At 44.6% G+C, this 25,350-nt stretch carries 23 protein-coding genes; 15 read left to right on the top strand and 8 right to left on the bottom strand.

Going from position 1 to position 25,350, the window contains the following annotated elements:
* Nucleotides 1–110: 110 nt before the first annotated feature.
* The 4 genes from QT996_RS24465 to QT996_RS24450 all read left to right on the top strand — a co-directional run bounded on the left by QT996_RS24465 (nucleotide 111) and on the right by QT996_RS24450 (nucleotide 3,054).
* Complete coding sequence (locus QT996_RS24465; protein ID WP_333049714.1) at nucleotides 111–1,721, top strand: DUF4435 domain-containing protein; 1,611 nt, start codon at nucleotides 111–113, stop codon at nucleotides 1,719–1,721.
* Between the two features lie 76 nt (nucleotides 1,722–1,797).
* Nucleotides 1,798–2,172: a hypothetical protein gene (locus QT996_RS24460; RefSeq protein WP_333049712.1), complete on the top strand. Its 375-nt coding sequence runs from the start codon at nucleotides 1,798–1,800 to the stop codon at nucleotides 2,170–2,172.
* A gap of 17 nt (nucleotides 2,173–2,189) precedes the next feature.
* A complete protein-coding gene (locus QT996_RS24455) occupies nucleotides 2,190–2,366 on the top strand; it encodes a hypothetical protein (RefSeq protein ID WP_333049710.1) in 177 nt (58 codons plus the stop codon).
* Nucleotides 2,347–3,054, top strand: coding sequence for a TMEM175 family protein (locus QT996_RS24450; protein ID WP_333049709.1), 708 nt, complete (start codon nucleotides 2,347–2,349; stop codon nucleotides 3,052–3,054). Before QT996_RS24455 ends, QT996_RS24450 begins: the two co-directional genes overlap by 20 nt.
* 314 nt (nucleotides 3,055–3,368) lie before the next feature.
* Here QT996_RS24450 and QT996_RS24445 read toward each other — a convergent pair whose 3' ends face one another.
* Nucleotides 3,369–3,434 (bottom strand): hypothetical protein, encoded by a 66-nt coding sequence (locus tag QT996_RS24445; protein ID WP_333049716.1) that lies wholly within the window; start codon nucleotides 3,432–3,434, stop codon nucleotides 3,369–3,371.
* 516 nt (nucleotides 3,435–3,950) lie between these two features.
* On the opposite strand from QT996_RS24445, the gene QT996_RS24440 reads away from it, so the two are divergent.
* On the top strand, nucleotides 3,951–4,322 hold the full coding sequence (locus QT996_RS24440; protein WP_333049707.1) for a DUF4342 domain-containing protein: 372 nt from the start codon (nucleotides 3,951–3,953) through the stop codon (nucleotides 4,320–4,322).
* A gap of 86 nt (nucleotides 4,323–4,408) precedes the next feature.
* On the opposite strand, the gene QT996_RS24435 is transcribed toward QT996_RS24440, so the two are convergent.
* The 4 genes from QT996_RS24435 to QT996_RS24420 all read right to left on the bottom strand — a co-directional run bounded on the left by QT996_RS24435 (nucleotide 4,409) and on the right by QT996_RS24420 (nucleotide 6,582).
* Entirely contained in the window at nucleotides 4,409–5,740 is a 1,332-nt protein-coding gene (locus QT996_RS24435) for a serine hydrolase (protein ID WP_333049705.1), read from the bottom strand.
* A gap of 121 nt (nucleotides 5,741–5,861) precedes the next feature.
* Nucleotides 5,862–6,002: a hypothetical protein gene (locus QT996_RS24430; RefSeq protein WP_333049703.1), complete on the bottom strand. Its 141-nt coding sequence runs from the start codon at nucleotides 6,000–6,002 to the stop codon at nucleotides 5,862–5,864.
* A gap of 29 nt (nucleotides 6,003–6,031) precedes the next feature.
* A complete protein-coding gene (locus QT996_RS24425) occupies nucleotides 6,032–6,364 on the bottom strand; it encodes a hypothetical protein (protein WP_006633666.1) in 333 nt (110 codons plus the stop codon).
* A 44-nt stretch (nucleotides 6,365–6,408) separates the two neighbouring features.
* Nucleotides 6,409–6,582, bottom strand: a complete 174-nt coding sequence (locus QT996_RS24420; RefSeq protein WP_006633667.1) for a hypothetical protein — start codon at nucleotides 6,580–6,582, stop codon at nucleotides 6,409–6,411.
* A 276-nt stretch (nucleotides 6,583–6,858) separates the two neighbouring features.
* Between QT996_RS24420 and QT996_RS24415 the strand changes: the two genes are divergently transcribed.
* Complete coding sequence (locus QT996_RS24415; RefSeq protein WP_333049700.1) at nucleotides 6,859–8,721, top strand: AAA-like domain-containing protein; 1,863 nt, start codon at nucleotides 6,859–6,861, stop codon at nucleotides 8,719–8,721.
* A gap of 286 nt (nucleotides 8,722–9,007) precedes the next feature.
* Here QT996_RS24415 and QT996_RS24410 read toward each other — a convergent pair whose 3' ends face one another.
* Entirely contained in the window at nucleotides 9,008–9,517 is a 510-nt protein-coding gene (locus tag QT996_RS24410) for an O-acetyl-ADP-ribose deacetylase (RefSeq protein WP_333049698.1), read from the bottom strand.
* Nucleotides 9,518–9,565: 48 nt separating this feature from the next.
* On the bottom strand, nucleotides 9,566–10,312 hold the full coding sequence (locus QT996_RS24405; RefSeq protein ID WP_333049696.1) for a 5-formyltetrahydrofolate cyclo-ligase: 747 nt from the start codon (nucleotides 10,310–10,312) through the stop codon (nucleotides 9,566–9,568).
* 225 nt (nucleotides 10,313–10,537) lie between these two features.
* On the opposite strand from QT996_RS24405, the gene QT996_RS24400 reads away from it, so the two are divergent.
* Nucleotides 10,538–13,270: an AAA-like domain-containing protein gene (locus QT996_RS24400; RefSeq protein WP_333049695.1), complete on the top strand. Its 2,733-nt coding sequence runs from the start codon at nucleotides 10,538–10,540 to the stop codon at nucleotides 13,268–13,270.
* 33 nt (nucleotides 13,271–13,303) lie between these two features.
* Here QT996_RS24400 and QT996_RS24395 read toward each other — a convergent pair whose 3' ends face one another.
* The gene (locus tag QT996_RS24395) at nucleotides 13,304–13,768 is read right to left on the bottom strand and encodes a COP23 domain-containing protein (RefSeq protein WP_333049694.1); all 465 of its coding nucleotides are present in this window, start codon (nucleotides 13,766–13,768) and stop codon (nucleotides 13,304–13,306) included.
* A 344-nt stretch (nucleotides 13,769–14,112) separates the two neighbouring features.
* On the opposite strand from QT996_RS24395, the gene QT996_RS24390 reads away from it, so the two are divergent.
* The 8 genes from QT996_RS24390 (at nucleotide 14,113) to QT996_RS24355 (ending at nucleotide 25,310) form a co-directional block, all read left to right on the top strand.
* Nucleotides 14,113–14,610, top strand: a complete 498-nt coding sequence (locus QT996_RS24390; RefSeq protein ID WP_333049693.1) for an HNH endonuclease — start codon at nucleotides 14,113–14,115, stop codon at nucleotides 14,608–14,610.
* A 246-nt stretch (nucleotides 14,611–14,856) separates the two neighbouring features.
* A complete protein-coding gene (locus tag QT996_RS24385; protein WP_333049691.1) occupies nucleotides 14,857–16,131 on the top strand; it encodes a bifunctional oligoribonuclease/PAP phosphatase NrnA in 1,275 nt (424 codons plus the stop codon).
* Between the two features lie 733 nt (nucleotides 16,132–16,864).
* A complete protein-coding gene (locus QT996_RS24380; RefSeq protein WP_333049689.1) occupies nucleotides 16,865–20,506 on the top strand; it encodes a diguanylate cyclase domain-containing protein in 3,642 nt (1,213 codons plus the stop codon).
* Between the two features lie 67 nt (nucleotides 20,507–20,573).
* Nucleotides 20,574–21,068: a phosphohistidine phosphatase SixA gene (gene sixA / locus QT996_RS24375; protein WP_333049687.1), complete on the top strand. Its 495-nt coding sequence runs from the start codon at nucleotides 20,574–20,576 to the stop codon at nucleotides 21,066–21,068.
* Nucleotides 21,069–21,301: 233 nt separating this feature from the next.
* On the top strand, nucleotides 21,302–22,447 hold the full coding sequence (locus QT996_RS24370) for a citrate synthase (protein ID WP_333049686.1): 1,146 nt from the start codon (nucleotides 21,302–21,304) through the stop codon (nucleotides 22,445–22,447).
* A gap of 376 nt (nucleotides 22,448–22,823) precedes the next feature.
* Entirely contained in the window at nucleotides 22,824–23,009 is a 186-nt protein-coding gene (locus QT996_RS24365; protein WP_333049684.1) for a hypothetical protein, read from the top strand.
* 80 nt (nucleotides 23,010–23,089) lie between these two features.
* A complete protein-coding gene (locus tag QT996_RS24360; RefSeq protein ID WP_333049683.1) occupies nucleotides 23,090–24,700 on the top strand; it encodes an AAA family ATPase in 1,611 nt (536 codons plus the stop codon).
* Nucleotides 24,701–25,052: 352 nt separating this feature from the next.
* On the top strand, nucleotides 25,053–25,310 hold the full coding sequence (locus tag QT996_RS24355; protein WP_333049681.1) for a hypothetical protein: 258 nt from the start codon (nucleotides 25,053–25,055) through the stop codon (nucleotides 25,308–25,310).
* Nucleotides 25,311–25,350 lie beyond the last annotated feature (40 nt).

The raw sequence follows: 25,350 nt of genomic DNA, 5'->3' as shown, positions 1-25,350 counted from the left end.
GTTTTTAGCTGGCATTTTTGTAGAGATTGACTAAACTCATTTTTTATTATACCCTATTTAAAGGCACAACAGCTTAATATGTCGATATTAATATCTTATATTAAAAACGTATGGCATCCTTACCAAGGCTCTATCTACCTACACCTGATGGAACCGGAAATAAAGTTGAGATAGAACACAACGGCTCGGTCGTAATTGTAGGTGCAAATGGATCAGGAAAAAGTAGGTTGGGAGCATGGATAGAGAGAAATGCTGACAATAGTATCGTTCACCGCATATCTGCCCAAAGAGCACTGGATATCCCTGAATATGCCGCAGTCAAATCTCTTGAGCAATCCCTAAATGATTTGATTTGGGGCAACGAAAATCCCCAATTTGCCAGTAATCAATATAAATGGAATCACCGCTGGGGAGGCAAACCTGAAACTTTTCTTCAAAATGACTACGAAAAAGTTCTTTCTAATTTGTTTGCACGAACTGCGGATCGTAATAGAAAATACTTTGAGGAAGCGTGTCTGAAGCAAGTATACATTCCTGTATATGACTCTCCACTTGATATTTTAATCAAATTATGGGAAGAGATTCTTCCTCATAGAAAGCTTGTCTTAGAGGATGGGAAGGTAAGTGTTAAAAATGCTAGTTTGGGCACTGAGTACCATGGCAAAGAAATGAGTGACGGTGAAAGGGTGGCTCTGTATCTAATGGGGCAATGTCTATGTGTTCCTTCAGGTTCGATCTTAGTGATTGATGAACCTGAAATACATCTACACACGTCAATAATGCAATCTCTGTGGAATAAGCTTGAGGAGGCACAACCCGATTGCCTTTTCGTATACATTACGCATGACCTCAATTTTGCTTCTACACGTGTTAGCACAACGAGTATATGGGTCAAAGAGTTTGATGGTGCTAACAAATGGGTATGGGAAAAAGTTCCAGAGGTCGATGAGTTTCCTGAAAGCCTACTGCTTGAGTTGCTTGGTAATCGCAGGCAAATTATTTTTGTTGAAGGAGAAAAGGGAGGCAAGGATCACGCAATATACCAATCAATTTACAGAAATTATAATGTTGTTCCTAGAAGTGGATGTGAGAGTGTTATTGAATCAGTTCGAGTACTTCGACTCAACTCTTGTTTCCATCATGTACAGGTTTTCGGACTCATAGACAGAGATTATCGAACGGATGATGAAATACAAGCACTGTTCAGTAAGGGTGTGTTTTGCATTGATGTCGCAGAAATTGAAAACATTTTACTCAATGAGGAAACTCTACGTCTCATAGCGACGAATCAACACCTTGACCCTGATGACGTTGTTACCCGTGCGACTGAAATGGCAAAAAAACTTCTCAAGAAAGACATAGAGCGTCAAGCCTCCCTGCGAACGTACAGGGCAATTGAGAATAACCTACGTAAGATTGATGCTAAGTCAGTTGGGCTTGAGGCAATAAAAGCATCTGTCACAAATGCCACTGCTACGTTGAATGTTGATATAGCTTACCAAAACAATCTTGATTTGTATAGTAGGCTAGTCACTTCCGGCACTCTAAATGAAATACTGAAGTATTATAACAACAAGGGGCTTGTATCCGAGGTTTGCTCGGTTTTAGAGCTTGGTCGCAATGGCTATGAAAAACTTGTTCTTCGTATGCTCAATTCCAGTGATCGAGAAGAGGTAATCAACGGACTTCGGCAATACGTGCCAGCGATAACAAGTCGATGAAGCGCACGGGCGAGAGATTTTGGTATCGATCATTAACTGCGGTATAATACACTTAATCAGACTGGCGGTTCGTAACGTGGATATTTTAATTGAGTCAACAAAGGGCTTTGAGAAAGATATTGCTAAGTTGAGTGAAGATGAAAGAGCAGCAGTGATTAAAAAAATCAACGATTGCGCCAGCCTCTTCCCCACTCAAAAAGCTGATGTCTATCGTAAGCTGCGCCGCCTGCGCTTACCGACAAATCTTAATGGTTACGAATCTTCACTGTACACACTACGGATTTCTCGAACACTAAGGGTGATTTGGGCAGTAGACGAAGATCCAATTTTTGGGCAAGTTATTTTTACTCTTTTTCGAGCAGTCAAACACGAAGAGCTCGATAAAGCATATCAGGGTGTAGCGGAGTCTCTATATCAAGATATGCTTCACCACAATCTAGAAGCTGCCTAAATCTCGTAAGCTTATTTATGGCACAAACTATTACGCTCTGCGATGAATATGGCATTATTCACGAAGCCATGAAGATTTTGCCAGATGATGAGCTAAAGATTTGTTTTATTGAAGTTTTGGGAGAACTTGAAGACAACGAATGTCACAGAACAAGAAAATTTCCCAACAAGCAAAATGGTTGGCTTTTTTGGTAAGTGCAAGCGATCGCCGATCGGTATAACAAATCACTCCAACCGACCTTATGCTAAGTTATTTTTGAAAAGAGAAGCGATCGCCAGCGCCAGCAAAAAAGGAGGATGTACAAAAATGGGTAAAGGCAGGTTAGAAGCATTCAGCGATGGTGTAATCGCCATTCTCATCACCATTATGGTGCTGGAATTGAAAGTGCCCCATGAAGCTGATTTAGCTGCGCTGCGTCCGCTAGTTCCAGTATTTCTGAGCTATGTACTCAGTTTTATTTATCTTGGTATCTACTGGAACAACCACCATCACTTGTTACAGGCGACTCGGCACGTCAATGGTAATGTTTTGTGGGCTAATTTGCATCTGCTGTTCTGGTTATCACTCATTCCCTTTGTCACTGGCTGGACAGGCGAGAACCACTTCGCGGCCTGGCCAGTTGCGCTTTATGGCACAGTGCTGTTATTTGCTGCGATCGCTTACTTCATTCTTACTCGTGTTCTTATTTCTCACCACGGTAAAGATTCCACTCTGGCAATCGCACTTGGGCGAGACTTTAAGGGTAAGGTATCAGTGGTGATTTATGCCGTAGCAATCCTGCTTTCCTTTGTCAACTCATGGTTGGCTTTCATGCTGTATGTTTTAGTTGCGATCGTGTGGCTGATACCCGATCGGCGTATTGAGAAAACTCTGAATTCGTGAATAATGTTCAACAAAAAACCATCGGCCGCCAGCTAACACTTCGCTTTACCAATTAACCAATGACCATTCATCACAACGGACTGTTTGTTGAGCCTGATCCAGGTCGTTCTTATTACTTTGGTCAAGACCTCTATACCTTCAAGGCAGTTAGTGAACAGACAGGGGAAGCCTATGCGCTTTGTGAGGTAATTGTTGCACGTGGTGGCGGTACGCCGACCCATCGGCACAACCGAGAAAATGAATCATTTTATGTTCAAGCTCGAAAGTTTCAACAATTGCTTTGCCCGTTTTACCCGTTGGGCGATCGAATATTGTTAGGGAGATGTGCCTCTCAACTGCTTCAACAGATGGTTGAAATGAAATTGGCTCATGCCCAGCAATTGAGCTAAATCTGCAAGCTTAATATCTTGATTCAGATGTGAGTTGATGTACTCGGTTTGCGTTTCTGATTATATTGTGCTTCGCCAATGCGATCGCTATCTCTGGGATGCTTTTGAGAAGTGGCATTGCAAGCCATAGCTTGATTATGCCTAGATAGCAATCACTTTTGAAGTCATTGTAGAAATATAAAGTTTTAATTTTAATAATTTTCCCTGACTTTAGTTCGCTTGGTGTCCAACTTAAAGATTCAACAGACAGCGGCCACCTTGACATGGCTGGCAATACGCACCTTACTTGTATCTAGAGAGGGGTTGTTTCAACAATATCTGCTCTACCTTCCGGAAGAGATAAACCCACCCTGATCTAACGCCAAAAATAATGTTTTGAGTAAAAAGGCGGGGGTGGAAAGTACGAATGCAGATTGTAGGGTTTCCTTGCCTGTCATTCCCAAGTGCGATCGCCGAAGATAAGAGTATAGAAATTAAACGGTTGGTTTTCACCCGCCCTTACACAAAATGAACTCACAACTAGAACAACAAGTAACAATTCTACAAGACGAAACAGCAGCGGCCGGGAATTCAGCCAACCCAACAGTTGAAACTCATGTATTCGCCTCAGAATTTGTAACAGAGGAAAAAGTCAGAGTGGAAGAATTTAAGATTAGCGCCGACAGTTTAATTGCTAAAGTCAAAGAACTAATTCAGCAAGGAAAACTCCGCCGCCTCGTCATCAAAAACTCGCAAGGGGGGACTTTGGCAGACATTCCGCTGATGGCGGGATTGGTAGGTGGCGTTGCAGGATCAGTAGTCTTTCCAATTGCTGCTGTACTTGCTACAGTTGGGGCAGTTGCGGCTCATTTGACTGTAGCCATCGAGCGCAAAGAATAGTCATTAGTAATTAAAAATCTTCTCTTCAAGTCCGCGAAGGCGGACTTTGTTTGTTTAGTAGCGATTTCAATCACCGAATGGTCTGATCAACGCAAATTCTCCGGTACTTTCGCCGCAGGTTGCTCTAAATAATTGTAAACAATCCGCGAAATTCGACGGACAAAATCTCTCACAATCGGGTCGTTGTAAGGACGTTTGACAAAAATTGCCGCTAAATAACGCTTCCCATTCGGCATATCTATAATTCCTGCATCGCCAACCACAAAGCCGATATCTCCGGTTTTGTCAGCAATCACGGCTCCCGGGCCTAAACCCGAAGGCAAAAGCGTTCTAGTTGTGGTGTTCCGCAGTAATTCTAAAGCTTGTTCCCGACTCGATTCAGACACTAATTTATCGCGAGACAGCATCGCCAGCAACTTTACCATATCCACAGAACTGGTGGTATTTGTTCCTTGAAAATCTCCCAACCAATTGCGAATTCTGGTATCAGTTAATCCCCAACTGCGAAAACGCTCGTTTAGTTTAGCAATTCCCCCCAAACGTTCAATAATCATGTTGGTGGCTGTATTGTCGCTGATGGTAATCATTTTATCTACGGTTTCTCTGATGCTAAACCGAGTTCCATCAGGTTCGTCTTGCATAGTTCCAGAACCGCTGGCAACTAAGTCGGACTTCATCACTAATGTTTCGTCGAGGCTAACTTTGCCTGCGTCTACATCTTGATAAAAAGCAATCAGAATAGGTAATTTGATGGTACTCGCGGCCGGAAATACTCGATCGCCCTTAATATCCAAATAGTTTCCTGTATCTAAATCCAGAAAAAACATTCCGGCGCTCAGGGATCTATACTGTTCGATCGCACTTTCGATTTGAGGCTTGATGGCTGTCATTTCCGAGCCGGTTGACACCGCCAAATCAGTGGAAGAGTTTCTCTGATTTTCCGGCGAAACAGTGGGCGTAACTTGACCTGCTGCTTGTTCTACGCTGGTAATAGCTGTGGGTATAAAAGATTCGTTGCCGGCTATTTGCTCGGGATTAGGCAACTGAAATGACCAGCGCGTGGCAGATTCTCTAATGACTCGGACTTTTTGCGGGTCTAACTTATAACCGGGAGTTAATTCTATCACTAACCTGGTAGTTCCGGTGTCAAACTGCCCGACTCTAATTTGTTGAATAGCTGAGTTGTAGCTTTGAGGACTTTCGGGATACTCCAAGACTATTCCCGGTAAGTCAATTACTAAGCGGGTGGGATTGGCGATTAGTTTGACTTCCGGCTGAACTCCTGAATCTGTGGTTAAATTGAGTTGGTTTTCGCGGGCATCAAAGTGCCAAGATGTTAGTGTATCAGCTTTTGCGGGCAGGGCGATCGAGAAAAGACTAAGGGCGGCCGGCAACAGCCATCGCAGTTTAGGAGTCATGTTTGAAGAGAAAGAGTTTAAGGGCTGCAACGAGAAAGCGGCTGGAAAAACGTTTGCAACCGCTTTCGAGACGAAGCACCTAGCATCATACAGTCAACTCTTGCCCGCAGCCGTAATTTTTTTATTTTCTTTGAGAGTATTCCGTTTCCGGGACTGCTATCAAATCCGGTTCTATTACCCCTTTTTCTTCCAGTCTCGCGCAGGCCGACAAAACTTTGTACACGGGCGGATTCTCTTGGCAGAATTCTTGTTTTGTAGGCACAAATTTTATTCACCTGAGATGAATTCAAGTTAGGCGACTTCTCGATTTCTAGCATCTTCTAGCGAGTCAATCGCGGCTTTGAGAAAAACTTTTCCTTTAGCAACAAATCGGCGATCGCTCAAAGGATCGTAAGCTTCCCAATTACCGCTAACTTCGCGATCGCGCCACAAAAACCAGCAGCGGTAGATTTCTCCGCTATCTATATCATCGCACAAAGCCAGCCAATCATCCCCCGTGAGAGCGCTGGCATCTAATGCTACCAATTCCACCCATGCAAGTGCAGTGCAGGCATCGATAGCCTCAGCGTCAACGGAGTCAGATTTTGTAGCTATAGGTTGTGGTGAGCACAGTGTAGACTTCATAATTTCTCCTTAATTCAATTAAATCAATCAATCAATGAATTGCCCTATTTATGGAACTGACCCGGTACGCCAAGTGGAAAAACTGTGTTTTGATAAATTTCTGGTTGGTCAAATTTACCAGCGGCTGATGCTTCTGTTAAATTATTAAGTGTATTAATGGTGAAAATGGCGGCGGTTCCCAAAGCGGCCATTGCCAGTCTGTGTAAGATTTTGCTCATTTGGCTGCTCCTTTTTTGCTTGGTGTATCTACTCTAAAAAGTTCAGTGGTCATTAGCGGCGGAGATTGGGGAGTTAAGAAAAACTTTTGATCCTAAAATATATTCAACTGTTGAAGCCGTTATCAGGACAGAGTTTGAGGAGTCGATCGCCAAAAAAACCTCCCCAAGTAAAATTCCTTAAATTCCGGCTGGCTGATTATCTTCCTTAAAATCGCCTAAAATAGGTACTTAAGGCGTTAAACTTTCTAGATTCGTTCCCCTTTCACTGCAAGCGAAGTGCTCAAGTCAACACGCGATCGCGGTCGCATTCTCACTGCCTCTGGCTTAAAGAAACTTAACGAGGCGCTCCAAGAATGGTCTGACCGACATAACATTAGAGGTACTCTGACTGAAATCGAGGCCGAGTCTGGCGTCGGTGCCGATACAGTCAGCAAAATTAAGCAGGGTAGAGAAGGTGCGGATTTGAGTAAAATTCGGCAGTTGTTCGCGGCTTTTGAAATGACTCTGGCGAATGGCGACCACAGATCGGCTAAACTTGAGGAACCGGAAAATTTAGACGATCTGCACAATTTGGCGGGGGAAACAGCCACTAGCAGCAGAATTGTTAAAGTATTTGTCAGTTATCGCAGCGCCGAACCCGATCGAGAGTTGGGAAAACAGTTGGAAACGGCCTTAAGCGCGATCGGTCATACAGTTTTCACAGCAGAAAATAACATTAGATTAGGAGATAATTGGTTCGATCGCATTAATTTGTTCCTCCAAGAATGCGATTATTTGCTAATACTCTTGCCGCCAACAGGAAACCAAAGCGAACTACTAACATATCAAGTTCAGCAAGCCAAAGAACTGCAAGACTCCCGCCCTGATAGAAAACCAATAATTCTCCCCATCCGCGTCGATTTTCCCCTGAACGCGCCTCTAAATCACGACTTGCGTGGCTATCTGTACCGCATCAAACAGAGGGAATGGAAAACCACCGCCGATACTCCAATTATTATCGAAGAAGTTCTGAATTTACTAGCAGAAGAACCCGCACCAGTTACCGAAGACACGGAAAATTTAACACAAAAACAGCTATTAGAAATTAGCAGCGACGAAATACCTCTACCCGCCGCTGAACCAGAATTACCGGGAGGACAAGTCGATGTGGCTTCTCAATTTTATGTAGAACGCCCGCCCATCGAAGAACGCTGCTATCAAACTATTGTGCAGCCCAGCGCGTTAATTAGAATCAAAGCACCGAGACAAATGGGCAAAACTTCCTTGATGGCCCGAATTTTGCATCACGGAACCCGTCAAGGCTATTGCACCGTGCCACTAACTTTTCAGTTAGTAGATAAAGCCGTATTCGCAAATTTAGATAAATTCTTAAAGTGGTTTTGCGCTTACGTCGGCCGCGAGTTGCACTTGCCAAATCAATTAGAAGATTATTGGGACGAAATTTTTGGCAGCAAAGTCAACTGCAAAGATTACTTTGAAAAATACATTTTACCGCAAATCGACAGTCCTTTAATTTTAGGATTAGACGAGATCGATCGCGTTTTCCAATATCCCGACATTGCCGAAGACTTTTTAGGACTGCTGCGGGCGTGGCACGAAGAATCGAAGCGGCGCGACATCTGGAAAAAACTGCGATTAATTGTAGTTCACTCCACCGAAGTTTACATCCCGATGAACATCAATCAATCGCCTTTCAACGTCGGACTGCCCGTAGATTTGCCCGAATTCAACTCTCAGCAAATACAAGATTTAGCAGCGCGCCATAACTTGAATTGGTCGGAGGCAGAAGTGGAGGAATTGATGGCCATTGTCGGCGGTCATCCGTATTTAGTGCGAGTTGCATTATATCACATTTCGCGCTCGGATTTGACACTCGATGAATTAAAAGAAACTGCGATCGCAGATGCGGGAATTTACAGCGACCATTTGCGTCGGCAGTTGTGGAATTTAGAAGAATATCCAGAGTTGGCGCAGGGGATGAGAGAGATTGTGGCGGCGGATTCTCCGGTGCAATTAAAGGCGATGCAGGCGTTTAAATTAGATAGTTTGGGGTTGGTAAAATTGCATGGTAACGAGTGCGTGCCGAGGTGCGAACTGTATCGACAATATTTTCGCTCGCACTTAAGCGCGATCGTGTAAAATTTTGTGCGTAAGTGCGGTAATTAATACTCAGGTGAATGATACCCATGAACGATATTTTTTTGATAACTTCTGATAATTGGCTAGATTGGATAACCGTATTTGGTTATCTAGGTTTTACAGCTTTCATTGCATGGCGCGTGTTCACCACAAAGTAGATATATCATCAACTTACAGTATTCTTCTGTCTTGCTCGCGTCCTAGCGCTAACGCGCCTTCGCGGTTTGTTAAATAAATAGTAAAAAATGTAGATATTAAGACTAGGGTAAAACCATAACTAAATTCACTACCTCAGACTGTAGTTAGATAGAATCCTCTCATAAATTTCATAATTCTCTCGATCGAAGCAGCAAAAAATTACTCTTTGAGAACCACCATTCTTTTGTATTTGTTCTGAGCATATCTTCACTGCAATCTCACCTGCTAGAGCTTTAGGATATTTGTAAATGCCGGTACTAATGCAAGGAAATGCCAAACTCTCTAACTCTTGATCTGCGGCGATTTGCATACACTTGCGGTAACACTCGGCCAGGAGTTCAGGTTCTCCATGATTACCTCCCCGCCATACTGGCCCTACTGTATGGATGATGAAGCGCGCCGGCAAGTTATATCCTTTAGTTAGTTTAGCATTTCCAGTCTTACATCCTCCAAGTAATCGGCATTCTTCAAAAAGTTCCGATCCTGCTGCTCTGTGTATTGCTCCATCTACTCCACCACCACCAAGTAAGCTGCTATTTGCAGCATTCACTATCGCATCAACTTTGAGTTTAGTGATGTCGCCCAAAATAACTTTCATATTATACAATAGTAAACTGTAGACAAGTTTAGCAAAGAAACTCGTTATCTAGTCTTGCGCTCTCAACTTTTGCAAAATCGGAATTTGTTGCAACTGTTCCTGCCGTATACTATCCCAGTTTAACCCAATAGGACGCGGATAACTTGTATTAGTCTCAATTACCTCCTCAGCAGTAAAAATCCAATTCAGCGCCCAATCGTGAGCTTGCATTGGTAAACGCGAATCGGCGACTATTTGCAAAGGATGCACTGTTGTTACAATTGACGTATCGATTTGTACTAACCCAAATTCCTGCAACATAGCCAATTCTAAATCGGCAAATCCTGCACCTTTCCCGGTTCTTCCACCGTTGGGGCCTGCGGCTACGCAGCCGACTATTACTAAATCAATCGGCTCCATTTCTGCAAAACTTACCAATTTTCCGCAAGCGAGTGCTTTACGGGCGATCGCACTTTCTGCAATTGATATATTTTGCCTCTGCAAATCCTCAGCAGTTAACTCAACAAAACAGCGCGTGCTTGTCAAGCGCGGTACTGCCATATACAGACGTTTTCCATCTTGCAAAGCTTGCATCCGCACCGGAATTTGCGCCGAATCTGGATTGCACTTAATCGTTTTTGCTTGTTGCCATATGGGTAAATTTGCCAATTTTTCGGCCGCCAACTCAACACCGACAAAGTTGGGAATATGACCGAACGGATCGCCAATAGATGCGGCTTGGCGCTTCAGCAAAGACCAAATTTCAGATCTTAACTTGTCTTTATCGTCGTTATATCCAGTCCAAGCAGTTTTCATACTGTAAAAAGAAGGAAGAAGTAAGAAGTAAGAAGGAAGAAGTAATAATGCTCATCTAGCATTTTTTTTAGCCCTTGCTATCTTACATTTAATTCAGGAAATTAATTAAATGTGGTAGAATGAGTCATACAAAATTCTAATAAGCCCTCGATTCTTTAGTCTCGCATTGCGGGGACTTCTTCTGGCAAGGCGCGGTTTTAACAGCCTAATGTTCTTTTTTATTGTATGAATTTTACCACAAAACCCAGTTACTATCAAGTCGGTGGGAGTTTGACAAATAACGCTCCAAATTATGTGAAGCGACAAGCCGACGACGACCTTTATAACGGATTGAAAGCCGGGGAATTTTGCTATGTTTTGAATTCCCGGCAAATGGGCAAATCTAGCTTGCAGGTGCGGACAATTCAACGGCTGAGAAATGAAGGAATTGCTTGTGCTGCGATCGACATTTCGGAAATTGGCAACCGCGGCGTCACTCCCGAACAGTGGTATGCTGGTTTACTCCGCATTCTCGAAAATAACTTTAACCTGTCGGATATTGTTAACGTGCGGACTTGGTGGCGCGATCGCAATTTTTTAACTCCGGTTCAAAGATTGAGCGAATTCATCGAAACCGTACTGTTACCCAACATTTCCAGCAATATTGTCATTTTTATTGACGAAATCGACAGTATTCTCGCCCTAGATTTTCCCGCCGACGATTTTTTAGCCTTAATTCGATCGTGCTACAACAAGCGCGCCAACAACTCAGAGTTCGATCGCCTAACTTGGGCCCTCTTAGGTGTAGCATCGCCGACGGATTTGTGCCGCGAGCAAAATGCCACCAGCAATACCCCTTTTAATATTGGCAAGGCGATCGAGTTAACTGGTTTTGACGAAACAGAAGCTCAACCACTCGCAGCGGGTTTGGCAGAGCTGACAGACACCTCTGAGGAAGTTTTGAGAGAAGTATTGTATTGGACGGGCGGGCAGCCGTTCCTGACTCAAAAGCTGTGCAAACTCCTGCTGGAAAACCCACAATTAATGCCGAATTTACCCCCCCCTCGCCAAGGGGGGGAGAAAGATAAAATTAACACTTCTAAAGAGTGGGTGGAGAAAGTAGTGCGCTTGAAAATCGTGGAGAATTGGGAAACTCAAGATGTACCCGAACATTTGTCCACAATTCGCGATCGGCTTTTCAAAGAAAACCAGCGCATTGTCAGGAGACTGGGATTGTATCAGCAAATTTTACAACAAACTGAAATTGTCCCCGATGGTAGTACCGAACAAATGGAGTTGCGATTAAGCGGATTAATTGTTAAGCGCGGGGAAAAATTAACAATTTCTAATCCTATTTATGAATCTGTATTTAACAAAAAATTAATTGAACAAAAATTAGAAAAACTATCGCCTTACTCGAAAGCGATCAAACTCTGGCTAAATTCTAGCTGTGAAGATGATTCCCAACTCTTGCGAGGATCTGATTTGCAGTCAGCATTAGTTTGGGCGGCAGGAAAAAGTTTGAGAAACGAAGATTTTCAGTTTTTGACTGCCAGCCAGAAAGTTATTTTGAGCGACCAAAATCAACTGCTGCATTCAGCTACACTAGAAACTAAAAAAGCTGTCTGCGATGCCGAAAAAGCTCTGAGTGAAGCTGACTCTGCCAAACAAAAAGCCAAACAGTGGATCGGCATGGGTTCTGCGGTACTGGCAGCATCGTTACTGGCGGCGATCGGCTTTTCAACTCTCGCTTACCAGCGATTTAAACTAGCACAAGCAAGTATCGAAATCGAACAAAATGGCAGCGATGCTTTATTGTTGGCTGTTTCTCAAAAAACCGAAAACACCGAAGCTTTATCAGAAGCTTTACTGAGGGCGATCGCCTCTGGTAAAAAATTAAAAACCTTGGTTGAAAACAAACATAAGCTAGAAGAATATCCGGCAACTAGACCCCTGTTAGCTTTACAAATAATTCTCGATAAAATTAGCGAAACACAGCAGATAAAAACATCATTATTTCCGCAACGAAAGATAAAATGGCCGGCTCATAAAGGTGCAGTTACCAGCGTCAGTTTTAGTCCCCAAAGGCAAATTTTAGCAACCGCCGGAATAGACGATAGAGTTCGGATTTGGAACTTTTCCGGGCAACAACTTGTTGAATGGAAAGCTTTACAACAGTCAGTTAATATGATAAACTTTAGCCCTAACGGGAATTTTTTAGCGACTGCAGGAAGGGACAGCACAGTTAAAATATGGAATTTATCAGGAAAAAATATTTCTAACTTCAAAGGGATTCAAGGCTCAGTTACTAGCATCAGTTTTAGTCCCGAAGGAAAGTTATTGGCGGTCGCAGGAATAGACAGCAATGCTGCAATTTGGAAATTGTCAAACCTGCCCAAATCAATATCGTCTCCCGTCAAACTCCCCGGTCACAACGGCTTAGTGAGAAGCGTAAATTTTAGCCCAAACGGAGATTTTATAACGACTTTAGATGGCAACTCTACAGTGCGAATTTGGAATTTGTTGGGAAAACTGAAAAAAACACTTCCCCTTCAGGTAATTGGGCTCAGTTTCACTCCCGCTCCACACCAGTCTCACTTTGCTACAGTAACATTGAATGGCAAAGTTGGGCTGTGGAATCTGTCAGAAAAAGAATTAGTTAAGGAATTTCAAACGTTGCATTTTGATGCGAAGTCAATTAGTTTTAGTCCCGACGGAGAACGGCTTGCTACCGTGGGAATTGACAAGACTGTACGGCTGTGGAATTTAGCGGGGCGGCAGGTTGCTCAATTTGAGTTTGAGGAAAATGTTGTTAGTGTCAGTTGGAGTCGAGACGGAAAGCAAATTGCTGTAGCTGGAAGCAACGGCACTGTCTGGCTGAGGCAGGTTGAAGGGTTAGAAGAATTGCTCAAGCAAAGCTGCAATTTTTTCACCACTCAACCGAAGTATTTTACAAGAGTTTCAACTCTCTGCAAGTAGGACACGGCAGTGCCATGTCCCTAATGATGACTATCAATTTACTTTAACAGGCGAAACACTTAAATTAGGATTTGTGACTCTTTTTAAGAGTTCTTGTCGGGCTTGTTCTGGATTTTGGCCTTTGGGTACTTGATATAATAATCTACAGGAACCGTCTTGAGGATTAGCTGCACAAATAATTAGTTGACCGGTGGGCGATGCACCTGCTGTGACAATACTCTCCCAAGTTCCTTGCGGTTGTGAGTTGTTGAGAATTCCCGATACTCTAGTGCACCGAGTAATCGCGTCTTCTCCTGATTCATTGAAATAGTTATCAGCTAGCCACAAAATAACGGGAATATTTTTGCCTTGTTGGACAGCAATTGTAGCTGGGCGGCCGCCAGCAGCGCCGCAGAAGAATGAAGGCGCTTGGGCAAAGGCTGGACTGTTTGCTAAAATCGGAGCAGCAATGGCAATAATTGACGCGCTAAAAGTTGACTTTAAGAGCCGAAATTTCATGAGCAGTATAAGCTTTTTCATTTAAGGTTACTAATAGTCTAAAAAGTTAAACTGTTTGGTGCCGGGAAGATTAGGCATTTAGAGAAAAAAATAAAATTTATTCGGCTAATTTTTGCGATCGCACACACTGGCCTCATCTGGGCTAAAACTCCGGGAAAAAAGCTCGCTGACAAACACGGAGGGCAGAAAATACGTGCAGCCAGAGGGGGCGCAGGCGCGAAGGTATAGGGTAAAGGAGTGGTTTTGCACCGTTTTTTGCGCTCGCCTCGCTGTTCCTGATGCCGTCCCACCTAAAGTGGAACCTGTGTTAACATCGAAAAAAATATTCTCTTTAATAATCAACAATGGGCAATGTTCTGGTGCTGAACGCCTCCTACGAACCCCTTAACATCACCAATTGGCGAAGGGCGGTAGTTTTGTTGCTGAAAGGAAAAGCAGAACAGGTTGAACACAACGGGAAATTTATTGCGCCAAACTTCCCGCTACCAACTGTGATCCGACTGCGGCATTATGTCCGAGTTCCCTATAAGGATATTCCGCTAACCCGCCGGAACATCTTGCACCGGGACGCACACTCTTGTCAATACTGTAGTTATACGGGGGACGATTTAACCCTGGATCATGTGATTCCCCGATCGCGCGGAGGAGGCGACACTTGGGAAAACCTCGTCACCGCCTGCGTGCGCTGCAATGTCAATAAAGGCAGCCGCACGCCGAAAGAAGCGGGAATGCCGCTGCGCCATCCGCCTCGGAAACCTCACAGCGGTCTTTATTTTGAAGTGACTAAACACGTTAAGAGCGGTATGCACAAAGAATGGCAAAAATATGTAATTGGCCTTTAAAACCCCTGTCAGCGCAAGCGCGGGGGTTTTTTGCGGAAGTTCTGAGTCCTGAGATTGCTTCGTTCCTGGGAACGCACACTCTCTGCATGAGTTAAAAAGTTAAACAGTTAAAGAGAGAATTTACGCTCTTAAATCAGGTTTCTTGTAACAAGTATGGGCTTTGACAACAAGGCATCTACAAAGAAACCGGGTTTAAGAGTGAATGTCGTGCAAATCCTGAAAGAGTTAAATTGTTAATCTTTAACGATGAAAGACCATTCCCCTACCAATTCCGATGAAACATCTGGCAACCGCGAAGGTGAACTTGAGGCCAGCAGCCCGGTTGTACCCGAAGTGAGTGCGCCTGGGAAACGGCGCACCAAAGCCGAACTTGCTTCCCAAGAGAATCGTGGCCGTCTCCGCGAGGAATTGCACGATCGCAAAGTCGAGCAATTGCGCCAAATGTTCGATCGACACAAAGGCACTCGCCAATTAATATTACTGCAAGATTTTCCCGACCCCGACGCACTTTCAAGCGCTTGGACTTACAAATTAATCGCCGAACAGTACGATATCCAATGCGAGATGATCTACGCCGGCGCCCTCAGCCACCAAGAAAATATTGCCTTAGTTAAATTGACAGGGTTGCCGTTGCAGCGGTGGACCCTGGAAACAGTAAAAACTAAGGATTTGTCGGTGTTTAAGGGCTGCGCTTTCATCGACAATCAAGGGACGACTTGTAACTTAACCGAGTATATTTTAGCGGCTGGAGTTCCGATCGCCGCCGTCATCGATCATCACAATTTGCAGGGAGAAATGAACGCAGAATTTACAGATTTGCGTCCTCAAATCCGCGCTACAGCCACGATTTTTGCGGAGTATTTACAGGCTGGACTCCTAACTCTCGACGGCAGCGTCAGTCTGCACATCAAGTGCGCTACAGCTTTGATGCACGGTTTGCGATCGGATACGAACGCCCTCAGACAAGCTCAGGAAGAGGACTTTTTAGCTGCGGCTTATTTGAGCCGATTTTACGACCCGCAGTTGCTGAATGCGGTGTTGCAGTCGTCTCGTTCTAAATGGGTAATGGACGCGATCGAGCGATCGCTCAAACACCGCACCGTCCAGAACAATTTTTCGATCGCCGGCATCGGCTACCTCCGCTATGACGATCGGGATTCTATTCCCCAAGCGGCGGACTTTTTAGTAACAGAAGAGAACGTACACACAGCAGTTGTCTACGCAATTGTTCACGACAAAGACGAAGAAATTGAAGTAGTAATTGGCTCGCTGCGAACTAATAAACTTACTCTTGACCCCGACGAATTTATTAAAGAAGCCTTCGGCCAAGATGCTCAAGGACGCTTTTTTGGCGGTGGCAGAAGTCAAGCAGGAGGTTTTGAAATTCCGGTGGGCTTTCTTTCCGCCGGGAATGAGAACAGCGATTATGCAAGGCTAAAATGGGAAGTATTCGATGCTCAGATTAAGCAAAAATTGCTGAATTTAATTAGTCCTAAAGACAATCCAGTTTACGATCATTAACTCTAAAGTTTGTAGATGCGGTCTTGATTCCAGCAACAGCCTGGAAATGCGATATTTGGGTTTGGACTCCCGTTGCTACCAGGTTTTGCTGAGTTTTTTTCTCATTCCGGGCAAAATCTCAACTTGACCATCCGTCCTGCACGCACTCCAACTCTCATCAACGGGGGTTTTTCACTCTTATTAAGGGTTTGAACGAAGTAAGGGGGTTAAAAAAGCCCCTTGCTCCGTCCCAGACTAAGAGTAATAAATTTTATACCCATTTCCCAAAAATATACACTCAAAAAAACGTGTTATAACTATTATAAAATAATGCAACTAATTATTTTGCTAAAAAACACCTGGTTTGGGAGTAAATTTAATTTCATAGAGCTTACTAATCTCAAAAACATAATTTTTAAACTTTAAGAATTTGACAGGCTTATTTTTTTAAAATTTTTCTATTAAATCGCTAAATAAATCACAGTTTATCCGAGTAGGTGCAGGAGATTTGGGATCATTTGGATCAAAAAGCGCCGTACAATCAGCCAAATAGAGAGGGAAAAAGATAAATTTTTGGCTAAATCACATAAAAACTAAAAGTTGTATTATTGCATAAAAATTGTATTTTAAACATAAAACTTTGGTTTTTTTATCAAGCAAACAACCAGTTGGTAAGAGTTGAAACAAATTTTTATATTTATTTGGCGCGGGTTAGAATAGTAAAAAATAGCTTTTAAAAAAAAGGAACACGGAGATGTTTAGAAAACAGACTTCCTCTTTGTCGTTAGAGAAAATTCTAGAAAAAATTTCAGAAATTGCACTTCAACTCAACGAGTTCGCGGAGCTAGAGACAATTTTACAATGTGCGGTAGAAGAAACCAGGGTGCTGCTGCAAAGCGATCGCGTGATTATTTATCGCTTCCTACCGCATAGAGATGGCGTAGTATTTTCTGAATCGGTTGATGCCAAGTGGCCGCAAATCCTAGGAAAACAGATTTACGATCCTTGCTGTGAAGCTACCTGGGTAGAGCGTTACAGCCAGGGACAAACGAGCAGCATTTCTGATATTCACAGCGGTTCTCTTCAAGCTTGTGATGTCGAATTGCTCGATCGCATCCAAGTTCAGGCAAATTTAGTTGTGCCAATTTTGCTCAGCATTAAACAACAGCCATCTCCAAAGCTTTGGGGGCTGTTGATTGCTCATCAATGCCAAAGTCCGCGTCCGTGGGAACCTCTCGACTTTCAGATCGTGCAACACGTTGCATTGCAGCTCGGCTTAAGGATGCGGCATCTGGAATCTAACCACCCAGTGCTGTCGCCAAATCAACCGCCGGAACTCCAAACAGAACCGAATCAAACTGCGACCCATACAGAAAGCGCGTCAAGAGTCAATCATCAAAATTGCCTGCAACCAGACTTTGCCTGTTCCCTGAGCGGGGATATTGTGCACCTCAAAGCCTTTGACTTGTTGCAAAACCCGATCTGGATATTGGATATTGAGGATTGGCAAATCCGGTGGGCTAACCAAGCCTCATTGTACCTGTGGAATGCTTCGACGTGGCAGCAACTCGCGAGCCACAACTTTAGGGATATGTTGTCAGAGTTTACTCGGATTCGCTTGCAGAGCTATCTGCAGCAGTTTGAGCAAGGTCAAACCTTGTCCGAGCAGTGGACGTTTTATCCGGGCGGTGAGCGTGTTTCTGTCGGCTGTCGGTGCTCTGGCATCAGAATTGATAGCGGGCGTTTGGCAATCCTGGTCGAGGGTAAGGTTGAAACCGCTCATCAAATCGAACCGGAAACCCTGCGATCGATCGAGGCACTCCGATACACGACGTTCATAGTTTCGCTATATACCCTCGAAGGGGTGCCGCTGCTGCAAAACCCGGCGGCCTTGTGCTGTTATGGGGATATGCAGCCGCCTCACTCTGCGACAGACAATGCTTTTCTGAGCCGCTTTGTTGACTCTCAGGTAGGAGAGCGAGCAATGGCAGTTCTTAAGTCCGGTGAGGTATTTAGCACGGAAGCTCAAGTGATTACTCTGGCGGGAATTCGCTGGCACCGGATGGACGTGCGATGTACCAACGATCCGGTAACAGGCAACCCGATGTTGCTCGTGAACGAAAAGGACATTACCGACCGCCAGCAGACAGAAACAGCCCTGCAAAAGAGTCAAACCCGGTTGTCAGAAGCCCAGGGGCTTGCCCACATCGGTAACTGGGAATGGGACGTGATTACGGGTAAAATTACCTGGTCTCCCGAACTCTTTGAGATTTTGGGACGCGACAGAGCCCTGGGCGAACCTACCTATGAAGAAAACCTGCGGCTTTACCATCCCGAAAGTGCCGAACAGCTACACCTGGTAGTTCAACGAGCACTCACTCGCGGAGAGCCTTATCTATTGCGCCTCAGAATCGTGAACCCGAATGGTTCTATCCGCCATACCGAAGCCAGAGGACAGGCCGAACTTAATGCAGAGGGAAAAGTCATTCGGTTGTTTGGTACATCCCAAGACATTACTGATCTTGTCCAGGCGGAAACAGAACTCAGAGAAATGAGTACAGCTCTTGCTAATGCAGTTGAGGGCATCTCGCGGCTGGATATTTTCGGACGGTACATCACCGTTAATCAAGCCTACGCGAATATAGCAGGTTATCAGCCTGAAGAAATGGTGGGTATGAATTGGCAGAAAACAGTTCATCCCGAGGACTGCGACAGGATGATAGTGGCTTATCAAAAAATGCGAGCCGAGGGCCGAGTGGAGGTTGAGGCCCGCGGTATCAGGAAAGATGGTTCGATTTTTTACAAGCAATTGGTGATGTTGGCAGCCTACGACTCGCAGGAGCGAGCGATCGGGCATCACTGTTTTATGAAGGATATCACCGATCGCAAGCAAGCAGAAGCAGCATTACAAAAAGAGTTTCAGCGTCTGGGTATGGTGATTGCTACCCAACAGGAAATCGCCATCCGCAATCCCAATCTCGATGCAGTCATGGCTGTGATTGCAGAGAGGACTCAAGATTTGACCCGCGCCGATGGATCGGTGATTGAAATGCTTGAAGGGGATGAGTTGGTGTATCGAGCAGCGAGCGGTATCGCCAGCGCCTATGTGGGATTACGGATGAAAGTAGGGACAAGTTTATCGGGAAAATGTATTGAGACCGGCCAAATAATGCTTTGCGAGGATTCAGAAACAGATGCACGGGTAAATCTGGCTGCCTGTCAGCGGATTGGTCTCCGGTCAATGCTGGTTGTTCCCTTATTCTATCAGGACGATCGGGTTGGGGTCTTAAAAGTGCTTTCAGCTAAACCCTCTGCCTTTACAGAGTCAGATATCCAGACTTTACAACTCATGGCCGGGTTTTTGGCGGGTAGCCTCCATCTGGCTTCAGAGTTTGATGCCAAAAACATTCTCCTGAGTCAATTACAGGAAAGCGAGGAACGGTATCGTTCTGTGATTGCGAGCATGACAGAAGGCGTCGTACTTCAGCTAGAAGACGGACAAATTACTACCTGTAATGCTAGTGCCGAAAGGATTCTAGGGCTGACCTCCGAACAAATGATTGGCCGTACATCCATAGATTTAGACGGGCGAACCGTTCGGGAAGATGGCTCCCCCTTCCCTGGCGGACAGCATCCGGCAATGATCGCCCTCAGGACGGGACAACCGGTATCAAATGTGCTGATGGGGATTCACAAATCGGATCGAACGCTGACTTGGATTTCGATTAATTCTCAACCGCTGTTCCATCTCAATCAGTCTCAACCCTATGCAGTAGTGACGACTTTTGCTGATATTACAGAACGCAAGCGGGCCGAGGAGATGCTCAGACACCGGGCGGAACAAGAAAGATTAATTGCTACGACAGATGGGTTAACACAAGTAGCAAACCGCCGCTGTTTTGATGAGCGATTGCAGTCGGAATGGCACCGGCTGATGCAGGGGAAACAACAGCTTTCGTTGATTATGTTGGATGTAGATTATTTCAAGCGATATAACGATTGCTACGGACATCAAGCTGGGGATACTTGTTTGGTGCAAGTGGCGAAAGCTGCTGCGGCCTCGGTTAAACGTTCTACCGATTTGTTCGTGCGCTATGGGGGCGAAGAATTTGCTGCTATCCTGCCGAGTACGGATGCTGCAGGGGCGATCGCGGTTGCTGAGTCGATACGTCAGGCAATCCGACATTTGGCAATTCCTCACGAGCAATCTGATGTGAGCGCGATCGTGACTGTTAGCATGGGAATTGCGACTGTGATTCCCTGCTTGGGAACATCACCGGATGAACTCGTTGCCGTCGCCGATCGAGCATTATATGATGCGAAACGACAAGGGCGCGATCGCTACAAAAGCGCAAACCCCATGACGGCGGCAGATTTCAATGCAGTTGTAGAATAGGCAAAAGGTAGGTATATCCTAGACAGCGCCTATAAAAACGGGACCCAATGCCTGGAAGTATTGATATATGGTTATTTACCTGATCCGGCACGGTATCGCAGCCGCACCCGAAGAATATGACACAGACTCAGAACGCCCGCTGACTAAAGAGGGCGATCGTAAAACCAGGAAAATTGCCCAGCGGCTGTACGAACTCGAAATTCAGTTTGACCTGATTCTCACCAGTCCCCTACTGCGAGCTCAGCAAACCGCGAAAATCCTGCAAACCGTCGGTTTGAGTTCCAAAATAGAAGAATCCGCCGCCCTCGCACCTTCAGGAGAAATCGGGAACTGGCTGGAGTGGTACAAACAGTGGCAGGAAATAGGTAGCCGCAGCTTGGCCCTGGTGGGCCACCAACCAGACTTAGGCCACTGGGCAGAAACTTTGCTTTGGGCTCGATCGCAAGATGCCCTGATTCTCAAAAAAGCAGGTATCATCGGCTTAATCCTCCCGGAGACCGGCTCCCCAGTGGGCCGCAGCCAAATGTTTTGGCTGACTCCGCCCAAGTTTTTGCTGCACTAGAAACAGCGAACCGCCCCGACATTAACAGGACGCGCCAGCCCTCTTAAACCCTCATTCTGGGACGGAGAAACCGGATTTGAGGGGCGACAATACCCAGCGGTGCGATCGGGCTGTCTGTTGAAAAACCCGGTTTCTGAACCGCAATTAAATGATTATTTGTCAACACTGTGACACTATCTTCGTTTCTGGTAATGTACTTTTAGTAGATTGAACTCACACAAAACGGTATCGCAATGGTCGTCGGCGAATTCAAACCAGGTTTAGAAGGTGTTCCCGCCACCTTGTCCAGCATTAGCTACGTCGATGGACAAAAAGGGTTGCTGGAATATCGCGGGATTAGCATCGAGGAACTGGCACTGAAAAGCTCCTTTCTCGAAACTTCATATTTATTAATCTGGGGGGTACTTCCGACAAAGGAAGAACTCGAAGCTTTCGAGCATGAAATTCGCTATCACCGCCGGATCAAATATCGCATCCGGGACATGATGAAATGCTTTCCAGAAAGAGGACATCCCATGGACGCCCTGCAAGCTTCAGCGGCCGCCTTGGGCTTGTTCTACTCCCGCAGAGCTCTGGCTAACCCAGCATACATTCGAGAAGCTGTAGTGCGGCTGCTAGCAAAGATTCCCACAATGGTAGCAGCGTTCCAGCAAATGCGGCGCGGAAATGACCCGGTGCGACCGAGGGATGACTTGGACTACTCGGCTAACTTTCTTTATATGCTCAACGAGCAAGAACCCGATCCGCTGTTAGCTAGCATTTTTGACACTTGTCTGACTCTCCACGCTGAACATACAATTAATGCCTCTACATTTTCGGCAATGGTAACAGCTTCGACGCTGACAGACCCTTACGGGGTAATTGCTTCAGCAGTTGGCACTTTGGCGGGGCCGCTGCACGGGGGAGCTAATGAAGAAGTGATTGATATGTTGGAGCAAATTGGTTCGGTAGAAAACGTGCGGGCTTTTGTCGAGAAGAGCGTTGCAAATAAGGACAAAATCATGGGTTTCGGTCACCGAGTTTACAAGGTGAAAGATCCGAGAGCAACTATTCTTCAGAGGTTAGCGGAACAGTTGTTTGAGAACTTCGGCCACGACGATTATTACGACATTGCTGTCAAGTTGGAAGAAGTGGTTGAAGAGAAATTGGGTCACAAAGGAATTTATGCAAATGTAGATTTCTATTCTGGTCTGGTTTACCGAAAAATGGGAATTCCGCTGGACTTGTTTACACCGGTTTTTGCGATCGCCCGTGTTGCTGGCTGGTTGGCCCACTGGAAGGAACAGCTAGAGGCAAACCGCATTTACCGCCCGACTCAAATATATACGGGGACTCACGGTGCTCCTTATATTGCGATCGAGGACAGACGGCCATCCTAAAGCACAATTATCAACCCAGATCTGTAAATGGCGGGAAGAATTTTTTTGCTTTCGTGAAGTGGTCAATTAAAAATTGCTTTCGCGTTTCGAGTCAGGAAGCAATCTCTGTCTGCCACGAGCTGCCCTGCTGGGTTGTACCCCTCTTGTATATTCTGCTGTTTGTTGGCGACAATATTAACAAGTGACGATTTTCAGGAACTCCGGTCCTCAGGCTTGCGGGTCTGAGGTTTTTTATTGCAATATTACGAATAGCTTTCGGTAGGCTGCTGCGCGCGCACCCTAGTTGTATTTACGCTTCGCTTGTATAGTATTAGGTACAAAGTGAAGATGCGCGATCGCATTTAAATTCCTCCCACTTTTAGTCGTCAGAACATCTATGGTTTACAGCAACAGCGAAATTGAGGGCAAGTCTTTCTACCAATCCGAACCCTTGATCGCCCGCTTGAGAGGGATTATCCGAGATTATCCCGAAGGCGTTATCAAATGTCTTGATAAAAAGTACGGTTATGCAATAGTTTTGAGCTATAAACATGATTGTACCGCAACTGCGATAGAATTATAAATTGTAACGCAGCGCGCAGCTTGATCGGGACATTTTTCGCTTAATACATTCCAATTTCCCGTCACGATATACTTTGCAGAATGAGAATTAAAAAGATCGAGTTAAAGAACGGTTATAAACGATTTCACCATTTAACCATAGATCTCGGTGATAATCCAAAAAGAATTGTTGCATTGGTTGGGCCTAATGGTTGCGGGAAAAGTAGCGTTCTTGACGGGATACTTTTCCGCAATCACGCACATGAGGTAATTGGTGAAAAGGGCAATAAAGATTATAAATATCATTCCCTGTACAAAGCCCCAAACTTTGACTACCAAAACATAGTAATTGATTTCGTCGAAGGAGCATTTCAAGACGTTTGGACGGCCAGACAGCGAGAGGGAAAGTCTAAAACTCTCATTTCATTTAGAAGTCCCTATCGTTACAACAGCAACCTTAACGTAACCGAATCAAGAGCTATCAACGAAATTCGTCTAAATACTTACGGGGCAAGTCTATCCTCTGATTTGGATGACAAGATGGAACAAAATTATAGACGTTTGAATATAAAATACAATAAATATTTGAACGATCAGGATTGCAAGCCTAGCGAAGCAAAGCAAAAAATAATCGGGGATTTGAATAATGCAATCAAAAATTGCCTTGATTTGAGCGTCACCAGTATCGGTAATATTGAGGCTTCTGAGGGTACATTATATTTCACTAAATCCGATTATTCGCGGGAATTTGAATTCAATGTTCTCTCTTCTGGCGAAAAGGAAGTTGTAGATTTATTACTCGATCTGTATTTGAGAAAAGACGATTTCGATAACACAATTTTCCTCATTGACGAGCCAGAGTTACATATCAATACATCAATACAGAAAAAGTTGTTGTTAGAAATTAACAAATTAGTCGGTGACAACTGCCAAATATGGGTAGCAACACACAGCATAGGTTTTTTGCGAGCATTGCAGGATGAATTGAAAAATGAGTGCCAGATAGTTCATTTCCCAGCAGGAGTAAATCTGGCATCAACACCGCAAACGATTACTCCAGCAGAAAAAAGCCACTCGAAATGGCTTGAAATATTTGAAACAGCACTTGACGACCTAACAGGTCTTGTCAGTCCGAAACGAATTGTTTACTGTGAAGGCAGAGATAGGCCGGGTGCTCATGGACAGGAAAGAGGACTTGATGCGAAAGTCTTCAATAACATTTTTGCTGACAAATACCATGACACCTTGTTTATTTCAAGCGGCGGCAACACAGAACTCGATCAACGTAGCGAAATTGCCATCGCAATTTTAACAAAAGTATTTTCAGAAATTGAGATATTGGTTCTAAAGGATAGGGACATTTCGTCAGGTCAACCAAACTCGGAGCAAGACAGACAAGTATATCTACAGAATAACCACCAAAACCATAGGGTTATTAAGCGGTGGGAACTTGAAAACTACCTTTATGATAAGGAAGTTCTAGCTAACTATTGTTCAGCCAATGCGTTGACTTTCAACGAGCCGGAATATGATAATTTGGTTGACGACATCGTTAATCAAAATATCAAAGATGAAACTGGTAAGATTAAGTCAATTTGTGGAATTACCACAAGCATTAATCCTGAGAAGTTCAAGATCACACTTTCAAAATATATAAAGGAAAATATGACTACCTATTCAGAGTTAGAGAGATGTATATTTGACAGGGCATGATTGTTTGTTCAGAAGCTATACCCTAATTTTATCAAACGTAGCCAATTAACAGGCTCAAACTGCGTTACAACAAGGCGCTGCACCAGATCGCCTACAGTTCGCTTGTTCCTCGCTCCCTTTCGGCGGCGGGTGAGCTTGGTCGTTATGCCGAACCGATCGCTCTGTTTAAGTTATCTGTTTTTAGCAGAGATTAAGCAAGCAAAAATAGTTGGCTTCGTTGTTGAGTTCGGAGAGGTTATGGGCGATCGCCCTCTAAAACACATCAAATCATTTGGGAATATTTGTAGTTGGGTGAAATAGCGATCGCCTAATCGCAAACTTGAGAAGATGATTGTTGAGGCGATCGCCCGTTGTGCAAGATTACCTAGATTTTCTCGAAGAATTAGCAGCCGAGTACAGCAACACACCGTTAAACGCAGCAGACAAAAACTATGCAACCGAGGTAATCAGCCGCCTAGAATCTCAACAGTCATTAGAAGGCCGCCCAGTTAAAAACCCACCGATTATTACTGCCAACATCACATTTGCTGCCGCCTGTCAAGTTCTCATCCCCGATGCACCTTGGCGCAAAGATTATACCAATTTTCAAAAATCATGCAACAGTAGCTAGGGCTGACAAAATGTAATCCCATCCAGTTATAGATGCTATT

Source organism: Microcoleus sp. S13C4 (genome assembly GCF_036700865.1).
GTDB lineage: Bacteria > Cyanobacteriota > Cyanobacteriia > Cyanobacteriales > Microcoleaceae > Microcoleus.
Note: the sequence above shows the minus strand (reverse complement) of the source record. Positions and strands in the feature narration are given on the sequence as shown.